General features: G+C 67.2%; 13 protein-coding genes. 4 read left to right on the plus strand and 9 right to left on the minus strand.

The genetic code is table 11. The features are described from left to right. Positions 1-3 precede the first annotated feature (3 nt). Positions 4-1,725, minus strand: coding sequence for an ATP-dependent RNA helicase RhlB (gene rhlB, locus MG068_RS19030; protein WP_132810891.1), 1,722 nt, complete (start codon positions 1,723-1,725; stop codon positions 4-6). A 511-nt stretch (positions 1,726-2,236) separates the two neighbouring features. Here rhlB and trxA point away from each other — a divergent pair. Together trxA and rho are read left to right on the plus strand one after the other, a co-directional pair. Next, a complete protein-coding gene (gene trxA / locus MG068_RS19040; RefSeq protein ID WP_088027548.1) occupies positions 2,237-2,566 on the plus strand; it encodes a thioredoxin TrxA in 330 nt (109 codons plus the stop codon). A 229-nt stretch (positions 2,567-2,795) separates the two neighbouring features. Continuing rightward, on the plus strand, positions 2,796-4,565 hold the full coding sequence (gene rho / locus MG068_RS19045) for a transcription termination factor Rho (RefSeq protein ID WP_132810892.1): 1,770 nt from the start codon (positions 2,796-2,798) through the stop codon (positions 4,563-4,565). A gap of 67 nt (positions 4,566-4,632) precedes the next feature. On the opposite strand, the gene MG068_RS19050 is transcribed toward rho, so the two are convergent. Next, on the minus strand, positions 4,633-5,700 hold the full coding sequence (locus tag MG068_RS19050; RefSeq protein WP_132810893.1) for a hypothetical protein: 1,068 nt from the start codon (positions 5,698-5,700) through the stop codon (positions 4,633-4,635). A gap of 60 nt (positions 5,701-5,760) precedes the next feature. Between MG068_RS19050 and MG068_RS19055 the strand changes: the two genes are divergently transcribed. Both MG068_RS19055 and MG068_RS19060 read left to right on the plus strand, forming a co-directional pair. Beyond that, positions 5,761-5,967, plus strand: a complete 207-nt coding sequence (locus MG068_RS19055) for a hypothetical protein (RefSeq protein ID WP_132810894.1) — start codon at positions 5,761-5,763, stop codon at positions 5,965-5,967. Positions 5,968-6,018: 51 nt separating this feature from the next. After that, positions 6,019-7,593 (plus strand): sensor domain-containing diguanylate cyclase, encoded by a 1,575-nt coding sequence (locus MG068_RS19060; RefSeq protein WP_132810895.1) that lies wholly within the window; start codon positions 6,019-6,021, stop codon positions 7,591-7,593. A gap of 34 nt (positions 7,594-7,627) precedes the next feature. Here the strand turns inward: MG068_RS19060 and MG068_RS19065 are convergent, their stop codons facing one another. From MG068_RS19065 to MG068_RS19095, 7 genes are all read right to left on the minus strand, one after another. Then, the gene (locus tag MG068_RS19065) at positions 7,628-8,518 is read right to left on the minus strand and encodes an energy transducer TonB (protein WP_032130286.1); all 891 of its coding nucleotides are present in this window, start codon (positions 8,516-8,518) and stop codon (positions 7,628-7,630) included. A 61-nt stretch (positions 8,519-8,579) separates the two neighbouring features. Then, entirely contained in the window at positions 8,580-10,310 is a 1,731-nt protein-coding gene (aceK, locus tag MG068_RS19070; protein WP_071229347.1) for a bifunctional isocitrate dehydrogenase kinase/phosphatase, read from the minus strand. 146 nt (positions 10,311-10,456) lie between these two features. Next, a complete protein-coding gene (locus MG068_RS19075) occupies positions 10,457-10,816 on the minus strand; it encodes a hypothetical protein (protein WP_005419760.1) in 360 nt (119 codons plus the stop codon). A gap of 53 nt (positions 10,817-10,869) precedes the next feature. Then, positions 10,870-11,286 (minus strand): roadblock/LC7 domain-containing protein, encoded by a 417-nt coding sequence (locus tag MG068_RS19080; RefSeq protein WP_049401646.1) that lies wholly within the window; start codon positions 11,284-11,286, stop codon positions 10,870-10,872. Next, entirely contained in the window at positions 11,279-11,827 is a 549-nt protein-coding gene (locus MG068_RS19085; protein WP_132810896.1) for a GTP-binding protein, read from the minus strand. The genes MG068_RS19080 and MG068_RS19085 overlap by 8 nt, the downstream gene beginning before the upstream one ends. Next, positions 11,820-12,785, minus strand: coding sequence for a hypothetical protein (locus tag MG068_RS19090; protein WP_132810897.1), 966 nt, complete (start codon positions 12,783-12,785; stop codon positions 11,820-11,822). Before MG068_RS19090 ends, MG068_RS19085 begins: the two co-directional genes overlap by 8 nt. A 307-nt stretch (positions 12,786-13,092) precedes the next feature. Beyond that, on the minus strand, positions 13,093-15,315 hold the full coding sequence (locus MG068_RS19095) for an NADP-dependent isocitrate dehydrogenase (protein ID WP_132810898.1): 2,223 nt from the start codon (positions 15,313-15,315) through the stop codon (positions 13,093-13,095). Positions 15,316-15,416 lie beyond the last annotated feature (101 nt).

The raw sequence follows: 15,416 nt of genomic DNA on the forward strand, positions 1-15,416 counted from the left end.
CGATCAGCTGCCCGACAGCATCCGGCGGATCTTGCGGCCGATGCGGGTCAGGAACGAATCACCGGTATCGGCCGCGGTGCGCACCGGCTTGGCCACCACCTGCACCGGGGTGACCGGGCTGGCGCCATTGCCGGCCGTGGCCTGCACGCCTTCGGCACCTTCGATCGGACGGCCGTGGCGACGACGACGACGCTTGCGCGGCTTGCGCTCGCCATCCACCGCACCTTCCGGCGCACCTTCGGCACGCGGCGGACGCGGCGGGCGCGGAGCCTGGGCGACAGCGGCTTCAGCACCTTCCACCGGAGCGGCCGCAGCCTGCTCGCCTTCCACGCGCGGCTTGCGCGGGCCACGCGAACGGCGCTCGCCGCTGCGCTCACCGTCGCGACGCTCACCGCGGCCACCGCTGGAGCGGCCACCACTGCGGCCACCGCCACGACGCTCTTCCTCGGCGGCGCGGGCTTCGCGCGCTTCCCGGAAGATCTGGCCAACGCTCTCGTTCTCTTCGCCGTCCTCGCCTGCGGCCGGGGCCGGGCGTTCCGGGCGCGGCAGCGCGGTCAGCAGCTCCTTGGTGACCGGCTCGGACGGAATCTTCTGCTCGATGTAGGCCTCGATGTCCGGCAGGCTCATCGCATAGCGTTCGCAGGCGAAGCTGATCGCATCGCCTTCCTCGCCCAGGCGGGCGGTACGGCCGATGCGGTGCACGTAGTCTTCGGCGTCGAACGGCAGGTCGTAGTTGTAGACGTACTTGATGCCGTCGATGTGCAGGCCGCGCGCGGCCACGTCGGTGGCCACCAGGATTTCCAGCTGGCCCTTCTGGAAGCGGTTGAGCAGGCTCTCACGCTTCTTCTGCGGCACGTCGCCGGACAGCACGCCGACGCGGTAACCGGCCTTTTCCAGCGAACGGGCGACGCGCTCGACGAACACCTTGGTGTTGACGAACACCATGGTGCGGGCGCCTTCGCTGCGCGACAGCAGGCCCAGCAGCAGCGGGATCTTCTCTTCGTCGGCCGGGAAGTACAGCTTCTGGCGCACGCGTGCGGCAGTGACCGTCTCGGCTTCGACCACCAGCTTCTGCGGCTCGTTCATGTGCTCGTAGGCCAGCTCCAGCACGCGGTGGCTGAGGGTGGCGCTGAACAGCAGGGTCTGGCGGGTGGTGCGCTCCGGCATGCGGCGCAGCAGGAAGCGGATGTCCTTGATGAAGCCGAGGTCGAACATGCGGTCGGCTTCGTCCAGCACGCAGATCTCGCAGGCATGCAGCGAAACCACCTTGTGCTGCTTCACGTAATCGATCAGGCGGCCCGGGGTGGCGATGATCACGTCCACGCCCTGCTGCAGGATCTCGCGCTGCTTGTCGTAGTCGACACCGCCATAGACCAGCGCGAAGCGCAGGCCCAGGTCGGAACCGAACTTCACCGCGTCCTTGTGGATCTGGATGGCCAGTTCGCGGGTCGGGGCGAGGATCAGCGCGCGCGGGTCTTCCGGCTTGCGGTCGGCCAGCGCCGGCTTGCTCAGCAGGCGGTTCACGACCGCGACCAGGAAGGCCAGGGTCTTGCCGGTGCCGGTCTGGGCCTGGCCGGCAACATCACCGCCGGCCAGCGCGACCGGCAGGGTCAGCGCCTGGATCGGGGTGCAGCGGGTGAATCCGGCTCCTTCAAGGCCGGCCTGCAGGGCCGGATGCAGCTCGAAGGAGGAGAAGGTCAAATCGGTCAGCGGTTTGTCGCTCATGAGTCCGTCTTGGTATGGCCGCCGGCCCGTAAGGCGGCTGGCACTTCATCGTCTAGGGGCACCGTCGCAAACTGCGGCCCCTGCGGCGGGTTGGCAGGCTGGGACCACCGGGTCCGCGCGCCGCACAATGCCCCAGTTTAACGCACTCGGGCGGGCAAACCGGAATGAGCCGTCTCAAAGATACGAGAGACGCTCGACCTTCACCCAGCAACACCGGACTTGAACGGTCCTTGCAGAGGCGCTGGTGTCGCCCACTGCCAGCCCCATGTACAGGAAGACAGTGAAATCCGACACATACCGGCCATCGAAGCGATCACGATACGCTGGGTTCCAGCCGGCGCCTGTCCGTGCCCTGCGATAGGGGTACACTGCCGGCCGTGAGCGTCCAGGCATCCCGCCGAACGCACCGCGGCAGTGCGCCGCGAGGCAACGACGAGGGTCGCGCCACCGGGCATGGCCCAGTTCACCCACCTCCGGCATGACCGGGTGCAATCCAAGACGAGAAACCAAGATGAGCGACAAGGTTGTACATGTCGGCGACGCCGACTTTGATAGCGCAGTGCTGAATTCCAAGGAACCGGTGCTGGTCGATTTCTGGGCCGAGTGGTGTGGCCCGTGCAAGATGATCGCCCCGGCGCTGGACGAGCTGGCCGATGCCTACCAGGGCCGCGCCAAGATCGCCAAGGTCAACGTCGACCACAACCGTGCGCTGGCCGCCAAGTACCACGTGCGTTCGATTCCGTACCTGGTCGTGTTCAAGGATGGCGAGAAGGTCGCCGAGCAGATCGGTGCGGTGGGCAAGGCCCAGCTGGCCGGCCTGCTGGACAAGGCCCTGGCCTGATCCTGCTGTTCCCCGGCAGCCGTCGACCACGGCTGCCGGTGGGGCGCCCCGCGCCCATGATGAATGCTGTTCCCGGTGACCCTTGCATGGCGCCGCGGGCCGATGATAGTGTCGGCATATCCGGCCGCGTTCGCGTGCCGCACCCTCTGGACGCAGTTTCTTCCAGACCCATTCCCAACGTTCGCCGCCCCAGCCGGGCGCTCGCACCTTCAAGCGAGGAATAACGCTCTTGTCCGATAACACTTCCGAAACCGGCAGCGCCGATGCGCCCGCCGAAAAGCGCGTGCGCAAGCCCCGCGTGAGCAAGGCCGCCGCTCCGGCAGCCGCCGAAACCAGCGCCGCTCCGGCGCAGCCGACCCTGCCGCTGGCCGCCGCGCCCGAAGCGCCGGCACCGGCCGCCGCCGCCCCCGCACCGAGCGCGCCCGCCGCCGAGGCCCCTGCCAGCAGTGGCGGCGGCGAAGGTGGTGAGGGTCGCGAATCCGGCCAGCCGCGCCAGCAGAACCACCAGGGGGGCGGCCAGAACCAGGGCCAGAACCCGTACAACCAGAACGGCCAGCAGGGCCAGCAGGGCCAGCAGGGCCAGGGGCAAGGTCAGGGCAACCGCCGCGACCGCTTCCGCAACCGCCGCGACCGTGACCGCAACAACCGCTTCCGCGACGATGGCCTGCCCAACGACGGCGGCGAGCAGCAGCCGTTCGTGCCGCGCCCGCACGCCAACGTGCCCGAGGGCTTCCCGGTCTACTCGCTGAGCGACCTCAAGCGGATGCCGGCACAGAAGCTGCTGGAAATCGCCGAGCAGCTGCAGATCTCCGAAGGCGTGGCACGCGCCCGCAAGCAGGATGTGATCTTCGCCCTGCTGAAGGTACTGACCCGCCACGGTGACGGCGTCGCCGCCGACGGCGTGCTGGAAATCCTGCCGGACGGCTTCGGCTTCCTGCGCGCGGCCGAAGCCAGCTACCTGGCCGGCCCGGACGATACCTACATCTCGCCCAGCCAGATCCGCCGCTTCAACCTGCGCACCGGCGACCATATCTCCGGCCGCATCCGCTTCCCGAAGGACGGCGAGCGCTACTTCGCGCTGAACATCGTCGACACCATCAACGGCGAGCCGATCGAAGCGTCGAAGAACAAGGTGCTGTTCGAGAACCTGACCGCCCTGTTCCCGCGCCGCCGCTTCACCCTGGAGCGCGGCAACGGTTCGTCGGAAGACATCACCGGCCGCATCCTCGACCTGATGGCGCCGCAGGGCAAGGGCCAGCGCTCGCTCATCGTGTCGCAGCCGAAGGCCGGCAAGACGATGATGATGCAGCAGGTCGCCACCGCCATCACCACCAACCACCCGGACGTGCACCTGATCGTGCTGCTGATCGACGAGCGCCCGGAAGAAGTGACCGAAATGCAGCGCACCGTGCGCGGCGAGGTCATCAGCTCGACCTTCGACGAACCGGCCGCGCGCCACGTGCAGGTGGCCGAAATGGTCATCGAGCGCGCCAAGCGCCTGGTCGAGCACAAGAAGGACGTGGTCATCCTGCTCGACTCGATCACCCGCCTGGCCCGTGCCTACAACAACGTGGTGCCGAGCTCGGGCAAGGTGCTGACCGGTGGTGTGGACGCCAACGCCCTGCATCGCCCGAAGCGCTTCTTCGGTGCCGCGCGCAACGTGGAAGAAGGCGGCAGCCTGACCATCATCGCCACCGCACTGGTCGACACCGGTTCGAAGATGGACGAGGTGATCTACGAAGAGTTCAAGGGCACCGGCAACAGCGAAGTGCACCTGAGCCGCCGCATCGCTGAAAAGCGTGTGTTCCCGGCCATCGACATCAACCGTTCCGGCACCCGCCGCGAAGACCTGCTGATCGAACCGGAGCTGCTGCAGAAGATCTGGATCCTGCGCAAGCTGCTGCATCCGATGGATGAAATGGCCGCGATGGAGTTCCTGCTGGACAAGATGAAGAACACCAAGTCCAACGACGAGTTCTTCGGTTCGATGAAGCGCTAGGAAGAAAGCCCCGCACTGCGGGGCTTTTTTCTGCGTCCGGGACACTTCATCCGCGCGCGGCGTGGATCTACCGACAGACCTCGCGGGGATCCAGGCCGAGGTCACGGCAGATACGGTCGTGCGCCAGGCCGGCACAGCGCAACGTGCCACCCAGCATTTCGCTGAGGATGCCGCTGCCGCGATAGGCCAGGTAGCACCACGGTTCCACCGGCACCTGCCCTCCCTGCGCCCTCATCACCAGGCGCGCCTCTTCCCAGGCGCCGGCAAAGTAGAGGGCCAGGGCGAATTCGGCACGAAGACGGCGTTGGCGCGAGGACGTGCAGGCGGCCAACGCCGGCTCCAGCCCCGCGGGTTCCACATCCAGCCAGTCCAGCAGCGCGGTGCGCACCAGATCGGCCAGGCCAGGCACGTTGGCTGCGCGTACCACCCCGACGATCTCCAGCGGAGCATTGCACTCGTCCATCCACGGGTGGGTCCACTCCACAACATGCGAGGCGATCGCCGCATGGGCATCGCGGCCACGCGGCGCGTGTTCGCCGATCCAGTGCAGGTACGCCCACATCTCCTCGTCGCTGCCGCTCCACTTTTCCATGCTGGCCTTGGCCATCATGTAGACCGAAGGCGCATGGAACGGCGCCAGCGCCATCACCTGCGCAAATCGGTCGCTGCGTGCGTCACGCTCGATACCGCATACCACGTCACAGTGCAGCAGGCCGTAGATCGCCAGTGGTGGTGCATCCGCACGGTCGGCCAGTTCCCGGAACAGCCGCTGCGCGGCCTGGAACTTCAGCGGGAAGGCGCGCTTGCGTGCTTCGGGAATGTCATGGAAATAGGTTTCGCCACGCAGGCGCCAGCCTTCGCCGAGTTCGGCGAAGGCAAGCAGCAGCGCGGCATCGGTGGAATCAGGCTCGCTGGCACGCCACTGTGCAGCCAGCGCCGGTGCCTCCACCTGCTTGCCAACATAGGCATAGAAGTCCACCTGATCGCCTTCGTGGACATCCGCCATCTGCGCCGAGGCCTGCGGATACGCACGGTGCCGCACAAGTTCCAGCAGCGCACGCGCTTCGCTGACGAATGAAACATCGATGGTGGAGGCGAACGGCTGCAGCCTGACGTTCTGGAGCAAACGGCGCATGATCATCCTTGTTTGTGGGCCCGCGCTGCTTGCCAAGCGTCGGCGCGGGCGGATTCGCCGATGAACGCGCTGGCACCGTGGGTTGCCTGGCTGCGTAATCTGCCAGAAGCGCAGCACGCGCGATGGCGCGCGATGCTCAATCACGACGTGTTCGACGTCGATTTTCCGACCCGTGCCGACATTCCGTCCGAGCAGCAGGCACGCTGGCCCAGCAGCAGGCCGGACCGCTGCGCGCTTCACCCGCTGCAACCCGGTTTGTGGCGATAATGCAGCCCCGCACCCGCCCGCGCTGCGCACCCTCCTCCCACGTTGCTCCGCATGCGCCTGATTTCGCCCCGCCTCAACCTGGGCAAGCTGATCCTCGCCCTGGCCCTGCTCAGCGCCATCATCGCGCTGGCCAACACCCTGCTGGCCAGCTACCGGGTGCAGCGCGACCAGCTGGTCGGCAATACCCTGGAAGCCAACCGCGTCTACGCCACCAAGCTGGCCGAGACCACCCAGAACTTCCTGCTGGCCGCGCAGCAGCAGCTGGCCTATGCCGCGACCCGCCTGGGCGAGGACGACCTTGATCCGAAGCAGGCCCAGGATGAAGCCAGCCGCCTGCAGCTGCAGTCCAGCAGCTTCAACTCCTCACTGGTGGTGGACGCCGACGGCCTGGTGATCGCCACCTCGCCGCAGACCCTGCAGCTGCAGGGTGAGGTGCTGCACAGTGTCGGCAACAATGCGGCACTGGCGGCGCGCCAGCCGATGATCAGCGATCCCTACCAATCGGCCACCGGCAAGCTGCTAGTGTCGCTGTCGCACCCGATCTTCGACCGCCAGGGCCGCTATCGCGGCTATGTCAGCGGCACCCTGTACCTGCGCCAGCGCAGTGCACTGCACACGCTGCTGGGCAAGCACTACTACCGCGACGGTTCCTACCTGTACGTGGTGGACCGCAATGGCCGCCTGCTGTACCACGCCGATGGCAAGCGGGTGGGTGACTACGTGGTCGGCAACCCGGCGGTGAAGGCCGTGGTGCGCGGAGAACGGGGCGCACAGCAGGTACGCAACAACCGCGGCGTGTCGATGCTGGCCGGCTATGCACCGGTGGCGGCCACCGGCTGGGGCATCATCGCGCAGCGCCCGACCGAGGCCACCCTGCAGCCGCTGTCGCGGTTGATGACCGCAGTGATCTGGAATGCGATTCCACTCGGCCTGCTGTCGCTGCTGGTCACCTGGTGGTTCGCGCGCCGCATTTCGATGCCGCTGTGGCAGCTGGCGCGCAACGTGCAGGGCGGCGAGGACACCGGCAACGCGATCAACCACGTCAGCGGCATCCGCGCCTGGTACTTCGAGGTCGCCCAGCTCAAACAGGCGGTGCTGCACAGCTTCAATGCGCTGCAGGATCGTATCGGCACGCTCAACCGTGCCAGCCGCACCGACCCGCTGACCGGCCTGCTCAACCGCCGCGGGCTGCAGCAGGCGCTGGATGCGCTGCAGGTGCAGGGCATTCCGTTCGCGATCCTGGCGCTGGACATCGATCGCTTCAAGTCGATCAACGACAGTTACGGGCATGACGTCGGCGACAACGCCATCGTCCACATCGCCGACCAGATGCGCCGCTACTCGCGCGACAGCGACATCCTCTGCCGCGCCGGCGGCGAGGAATTCCTGCTGCTGCTGCCGGGCATCAGTACTGAATCGGCCCGCCAGGCCGGTGAACGCCTGCGCCAGCACATCGCCGACCATCCGTTCGAACCGGTCGGCACCATCACCGTATCGCTGGGCGTGGCCCACTTCCCCAGCTTCCATGTCGACGCAGAACAGGCGCTGCGGCTGGCCGACAAGGCGCTGTACATGGCCAAGGAACAGGGCCGCAACCGGGTGGTGGTCTACCCGTACGCGGACTGACGCGGAGCCGGGCTGCCCGGCTCCGCAGCGGGTCTCAGCCCTGCGCCAGCGGGGTCAGCAGGCGCAGGCCGCGCTTGGCGCCGTCCACCATGTAGACGCCGCCTTCCGGCAGCAGATCGCTGCCGACCTGCTCGACCGGGTCCGCCTCGCGCCACGGGACGGTCTGCCGCGGCCCCGGAATGAAGGCGCGCCAGCGGCCATAGCGTTCCGCCACTGCATTGGGATCGTTGTTCAGGGCGAAGTTCACCGGGATGCGAACCGTCCAGCTGTCCCGGGTGCTGTCCTCGCCGGTGGTCGGCGGCTTGAAGGTCCACGTGCGGGCGGTGCTGACACTGGCTCTGGCCAGGATGTCACGCATCTTGGCCAGGGTCCGCTCAGGTGCGACCACGGCCATGTTCACCTGCTCGGCGGCCACATCGGCCACTGTTCCGTCACGGGCCACCTTGACCAACAGCAGCACCTCACCCTGGCCACCGTTACGGTAGGCCGCTTCCGGGTAGCGCGGCGGCGTCATGTGCAGCTGGGTCACCGAATCGGTAGCCTTCGGATCGTACTCGCTGAAGTCGACACTGGTCATGCTGATTTCATAACCGCCATCGGCCGCAGCCTTGCCGCGCAGGCGAACGCGCAAAGGGGCCCGCGTGGCCACCGCCTGGCCATCGCGCAGCGTGGGCTCGAAGCGCCAGCCACCGATGGTGCCTTCCACGAAGGAGGCGATGCTCGGGGCCACCATGGCTTTCTGGTCCAGCACCAGCGAACGGACCGCGCCCTCCGGCGTGACCTCGATATGACCGGACAGCACCATGCTCATTTCCGCAGTCGCACGTACAGCACGTGCGGTCTGCGCAGTTGCATCGCCTGCAAGCAGGGGGGCGCCGGCACCTACGGCCAGCGCGAGGGCGAGAAACAGTGGGGAACGCATCATTGCCGGATCCTTGGTGATGAACGGCGAGCCTATCCCAGTCCCAGCCGCGATGACAGCCGGTTCACGCCAGCCGGTGTGCGCCTGCGTAGGGCGGCGTGTCCGGATAATCACCCCGGGCGAAGCGTTCCTGCAGGCCCTGCCACCAGCCCGGGTCGAACAGGTGCCGGTAGTGCTCGCGCACGGCTGCCAGCTCCGCAGCAGGCAGGCCCATGAACGGACCGAAGCGCTCGGGAAACACGTCGCGCGGGCCGACATGGAACCACGGCTCGTCGGCCATCGCTTCCTCCGGCGTGCGTGGCTGCGGCCAGGCGCGGAACACGCAGTCGCTGACCAGGCACAGCTCGTCATAGTCATAGAACACGGCCCGGCCGTGCCGTGACACACCGAAGTTCTTCGGCAGCATGTCGCCGGGGAAGATGTTGTTGCGCGCCATGTCGGTGATCGCCTGCGCGTAGTCGAGCACCGCCGCACGCACCGCCTCGCCGGACTGCTCGCGCAGGTACAGATTCAAAGGACGGAAACGACGTTGCACATAGCACAGTGCGACTTCGACCTCGTCGCCATCGACACGTACGCTCTGCGCGCACTGCTGCAGCAGCTCTTCCAGCAGGGCCGGCGCGAAGCGCTCGCGCGGGAAACGCAGGTGGCGATAAGGCTGCGCATCAAGCAGGCGGCCGACACGATCGAGATTGAACACCAGCGCGTACTTCTCTTCCACCTGCTGCCGCGACATTGCCTTGGGCCAGGCGAAACGGTCACGGATCAGCTTGAACACCAATGGATAACTGGGCAGGGTGAACACCGCCATGACCATGCCCGGCGTGCCTTCGGCATGCACCAGCCGTTCCTGCGGATGCTCGTTGAAGTGTCGGAAGAAGGTTCGGTAGCGCTCGGTCTTGCCCTGCTTGGCACGTCCCAGCACCGTGTAGATCTCGTCGATCGGCTTGCCCGGCAGCAGGCTGCGCAGGAACACCACCGCGTCGCCCACGGTGCCCAGGTCAGCCTGGAAGTAGCTGCGCGACACGCCAAACAGATGGGCGACATCACGGCGCCGGGTCAGCACCGCATCGGCACGCAGGCCGCGCGCATCGTTGACCAGGGCAATCACGCATGGCGAAAAGCGATGCTCGCCGAACACGCGGCCAACCAGGTAAGCGCGGCGCTCGCGGTAGAACACCGTGTCGAGCAGTTCGATGCTGCGTACCGGCGTGTCCCCCCAATGGGCGAGATCGTCCTGCAGGCGCACGGCGATGGCCGCCGCACAACGCAGCTGGTGCGCATAGGGGATGTCGAAGCGGTAGTCGGCCAGCACGCGTTGCAGGGCCTCCACCGGCCGCGTCGGCGAGACCGCGTAGGTATGCCGCGCGACCGGATGGGTGATTGCATCGGAGGGCTCGACGTCGAAAGCAATGAATTCCAGCGCCGGGTCCACGCCGCGGGTAGCGAACAGGCGCCGCGACAGCGTGTTGTAGAAGGTCTTGTACAGCTCGGCGTCGATCAGGCCCTGCAGCAGCCCGCTGTACTGCGCGTGCACCTGCAGCCACAGCGCACGCTCGCCGATCGCGTCACCGGCGAGGCGGCGCAACGCATCCATCTGCTCGGCGATGCACAGGTCGTACAGGGCGATGCGCTCGACCGCATCCTGTCGCGCACCAGCCCAATCCCGCTGCTCGAAGCGCTGCCGCGCCCGCGCGGTGATCGCCGCGAAGCGGGCATGGTACTGCTCGAAACCATCGCGGATGGCACCGGCGATACGCGGCGCCAGCTCGGCAACGATGTCAGGCGTGGACATGCAGGGCTCATCCGGGAGGACCGGCTTCACCATACGCTGGCGTGTGTGATGCCGTCGAGCGCAGAGGTAGTGCCGGCCGCTGGCCGGCAGCCCCTGGACCGCCGATGGATCCATGCAGATGCCGGCCAGTGGCCGGCACTACCGGCTCAGATCGCCAGTTCGGCCTCTACGTCCTGCACCTTGCGCCGCGCCAGCGCCAGGTTGGATTTGGTCCGGTCCAGCACGATGTAGAAGAACAGGCCCTTCTTCTTCGCCACCGGGCGCATGATGTGGTACGCCTTGCCCAGCGAGATCAGGATGTCCTCGATGCTGTCGTTGAGGTTCAGCGACGCGGCGGTCTTCATCTTGGCGCGGATCACTTCAGTGTTGCCGGCGGCGGCCACTTCCATGTCCATGCCGGCACCGGCTTCGCCCAGCAGCATGCCGCTTTCGTAGTCGACCAGCGCCACTGCCTGCGCGCCGTCGATGCCCATCAGTGCGTTCAACGATTCATTCAATCCAGCCACGTCGCACCCCTTGTCGATGTTGGTTCGAGCCCCTCGTTCCCCTGCGGCCGGGCTCACGATCCGCCGAGTTCGGCCAGGATCGCCTGGCCACATTCCCTGCTCTGCCACAGCACCTGGCCGATCACGCTGCGCTGGTCGCAGGCCGCCATCAGCAGCAGCGGTGCGCGCCCTTCGGCCTGAATCGCCAGCATCAGCACCTTGCCGCCCGCGGCCTCCAGCATCAGCGTCTGCAGATCGCCCAGCAGCAGTTCGCGGCCAACCGCCGCGGCCAGCGCCAGCATCGCGCTGGTCATCGCCGCCAGCCGCTCACCGCGCCCTTCGGCCCCGGCACTGACCAGGGCGAAGCCATCGACACTGGCCAGCACCACCGTGCGCACGCCTTCCACGCGCTGCTGCAGGTCCTGCAGCAGCGGCTGCAGGCGCTCACGCTGACCGGCATCGGGCAGTACCGCCATCTGCCCGTCAGCCATGCGCCGCCACCAGTGCGTGCGCTTCCATTTCGCTCATCAGTACATCCATCAGCAACAGTCCCTGTTCGCGGTCGCGGGCATCCACCGCCAGCAGCGGCAGTGGTTGGTCGTCAAGGCTGGCACGGGCGGCCCAGTCATCCAGTGCGGCCTGCGGTGCCTGGTCCAGGTGGGTGACCGCCACCACCAGTGCCAAGGATGATGCGAACGGCTGCAGCACCTGCAGGTAGTCCTCCAGCTCGCTGGCCAGCCCGGCACGACGCGCATCCAGCAGCAGCACCGCGCCACGCGCGCCCTGCAGCAGGATCGGCCACAGGAAATCGAAACGCTGCTGGCCGGGTGTTCCGTACAACCGCAGGCGTTCGCCATTGGGCAGGTCGATGTCTGCGTAGTCCAGCGCTACGGTGGTGGAGGCCTTGTCGGCGCCGAGGCGATCACTGTTGGCCACATCCGTGTCGACCACCGCGCCAGCCGCGATGCTGCGTACCAGGGTCGACTTGCCGCTGCCCATGCCGCCCAGCACCACCACCTTGTGCTCACGCATTGCGTTCGCTCCCGCGCAGGTGCCGCCACAGGCGGGCAAGCAGGCCGTTGTCGGTGCGGGTGCCACCTGTCGCCATCAGCGGCGTCGCCGGTGCAGTCTGCAGCTGCGCGTAGCCGCACAGGTAGGCGGCATGGATGAAATCGCGTACCGCCGCAGCCGGCAACTCAAGCAGCATCACGCACTCGTCAACCGTGCACGCGCGCTTGAGCAGCAGCGAACACAGGCGGAAGCCATCATGGTCGTGGCCCAGTACGCGGAAGTCCGGCCAGCGCAGCAGCTTCACTGAAGCGCCACGCAGGCGTTCGTCCAATGCCTGCCAATGGCGGCTGCGCTGTGCCCACTGCCACAGCAGCGGTCGCAGTGGCTGGCGTGGCCGCTCACCGGCCAGCGCCTGCAGGCGTGCGGGTGTCAGCGCATCCAGTTGCAGGCGTTCGAAGGCATCGGCCAGACGCTCCACCAGCGCCGCAGCCGGTTCCTGCAGCAGCACGGCCTGGTCGTGCTCCAGATCCATCAGCAGCAGAGGCTCGCCCGCATCACTCAACAGTGCCTGCCCCTGTCGCAGCGGCAGCCGCTCGCGCAGCAGGCGGGTGATGGCGTGTGCACCATCGGCCAGACGGATCGGTGCGGGTGCGTGCATGGCCATGGGCTCCGGTGCCAACTGCATGCGGCGCAGCGCGCGGCCGATGGCACCATCGTCAAGCACGTCCTGGTGCCCATCACCGTCACGCAGCTGGCCGCCCAGGTCTTCGATCCAGCACTGCAGTCGCGGACGCTGCTGACGCATGCGCTGGGCCGCGTTGCGCAGCGCCGGCGTATCGCGGATGACCAGCAGATCGCAATCATCCAGGTCCTGGCTGCGGCGGATCTGGCCGTCCGGCAGGGCCGATGCCACGCGCAGCCGCTGCAGCAGGGCCTGCTCGCCCTGGATGTCGGTTCCCACTACCAGCACGCGTGCCATCCGTGTTCCCCGTGCGGCCACCTCCCCGGTGGCCTCGCGTCGCCAAGGCTAGGGCATCGCCAGCGGCAGCCGTCGTGATCGACTGCTCAGATCGAGGGCGGCTGCAGATCCGCTCATATCGGTTCTGCGACGGCCATCGTGGGCAAGTTTCATGCCCCTTTGACGGCATTCCGACAGCCGACGGAAGTCGCGGTTTCATCGCCTGGGGTCAGATCCCTTTTGCATGGCAAAAGGGATCTGACCCCAGAGCCAAAAAGAAACCCGCGCCGAAGCGCGGGTTCCGGTGTCACGACAGAATGGCGATGGATCAGCCGCGCAGCTGCTCCAGCGCGGCGTTGAAGGTCGCGCTCGGGCGCATCGCCTTGCTGGCCTTGGCCACGTCCGGGCGGTAGTAGCCGCCGATGTCCACGGCCTTGCCCTGTACCGCGATCAGCTCGTCAACGATCTTCTGCTCGTTGTCGGTCAGCGCCTTGGCCAGCGGGGCGAAGCGTGCCTTCAGTGCGGCATCTTCGTCCTGTGCGGCCAGCGCCTGCGCCCAGTACAGCGCGATGTAGAAGTGGCTGCCACGGTTGTCGATGCCACCCAGCTTGCGCGACGGCGACTTGTCGTTGTCCAGGAACTGGCCGTTGGCTTCGTCCAGCGCCTTGGCCAGCACGCGGGCTGCGGCGTTGTCGTAGCGGTTGCCCAGGTGTTCCAGCGACGCGGCCAGGGCCAGGAACTCACCCAGCGAATCCCAGCGCAGGTAGTCCTCTTCGACGAACTGCTGCACGTGCTTCGGGGCCGAACCACCGGCGCCGGTCTCGAACAGGCCGCCACCGGCCATCAGCGGCACGATCGACAGCATCTTGGCGCTGGTGCCCAGCTCCATGATCGGGAACAGGTCGGTCAGGTAGTCGCGCAGCACGTTGCCGGTCACCGAGATGGTGTCCTCGCCCTTGCGGATGCGGTCCAGCGAGAACGCGGTGGCGTCCACTGGCGGCAGGATGCGGATATCCAGGCCGCTGGTGTCGTGGTTCTTCAGGTACTGCTCGACCTTGGCGATGACCTGCGCGTCGTGGGCGCGGGCGGCATCGAGCCAGAACACGGCCGGGGTGCTGCTCAGGCGGGCGCGTTCGACGGCCAGCTTGACCCAGTCCTGGATCGGCGCGTCCTTGGTCTGGCACATGCGCCAGATGTCACCGGCTTCCACGGCGTGCTCGAACACCACGGTGCCGGCATCGTCAGTGACCTTGACCACGCCATCGGCAGCGATCTGGAAGGTCTTGTCGTGCGAGCCGTACTCTTCGGCCTTCTGCGCCATCAGGCCGACGTTCGGCACCGAACCCATGGTGGCCGGGTCGAAGGCGCCGTGCGCCTTGCAGTCGTCGATGACGGCCTGGTACACACCGGCGTAGCAACGATCCGGAATGACCGCCTTGGTGTCCTGCAGCTTGCCTTCGGCGTTCCACATCTTGCCGGAGTCGCGGATCATCGCCGGCATCGAGGCGTCGACGATCACGTCGCTCGGCACGTGCAGGTTGGTGATGCCCTTGTCCGAGTTGACCATGGCCACGCCCGGACGCTGTGCGTACTCGGCGGCGAGGTCGGCTTCGATCGCAGCGCGGGTGGCTTCCGGCAGCGACGGCAGGCGTGCGGCCAGGTCACCGATGCCGTTGTTCGCATCGAAACCGGCCTGCTTCAGCGCGTCGGCGTGCTTGGCCAGCACGTCCTTGTAGAACTCGTTGACCGCCACGCCGAACATGATCGGGTCGGAGACCTTCATCATGGTCGCCTTCAGGTGCAGCGAGAACAGCACGCCCTGGGCCTTGGCATCGGCGATCTGCTCGCCGATGAAGGCGGCCAGTGCCTTGCGGCTCATGACGGCGGCGTCGACGATCTCGCCGGCCTTCACCGCGGTCTTTTCCTTCAGCACGACGGTGCTGCCGTCCTTGCCGTGGAAGGTGATCTTCAGCGAACCGGCGTTGGCCAGGGTGGCCGACTTTTCGCTGCCGTAGAAATCACCGGCAGCCATGTGCGCGACGTGCGACTTCGAATCCGAGGCCCAGGCGCCCATGCGGTGCGGGTGCTTGCGCGCATAGTTCTTCACCGACAGCGGTGCGCGGCGGTCGGAGTTGCCTTCGCGCAGCACCGGGTTCACCGCGCTGCCCTTGACCTTGTCGTAGCGCGCCTTGTAGTCGCGCTGCTGGTCGTCAGCCGGGGTTTCCGGGTAATCCGGCAGCGGATAGCCCTGGTCCTGCAGTTCCTTGATGGCCGCCTTCAGCTGCGGCACCGAAGCGGAGATGTTCGGCAGCTTGATGATGTTGGCGTCCGGGGTGGTCGCCAGCTGGCCCAGCTCGGCCAGGTCGTCGCTGACCTTCTGCGCGTCGCTCAGCAGTTCCGGGAACAGCGACAGGATGCGGCCGGACAGCGAGATGTCGCGGGTTTCCACCGCGATGCCGGCAGTGGAGGTATAGGCGTCGACGATCGGCAGCAGCGACTGGGTGGCCAGGAACGGTGCTTCGTCGGTCAGCGTGTAGAGGATCTTGGACATGGGGGACTTGGACTCTGTAGCAATGCTCAGGGGAAGGCCGGCGCCAGCGCCGGGCCACGTGCAACCGTGTCACTTCCCCCGCCGCCGTCAGGGTGGGCGCG

The sequence above is a fragment of the Stenotrophomonas sp. ASS1 genome (genome assembly GCF_004346925.1).
Taxonomy (GTDB): Bacteria; Pseudomonadota; Gammaproteobacteria; order Xanthomonadales; family Xanthomonadaceae; genus Stenotrophomonas; species Stenotrophomonas maltophilia_A.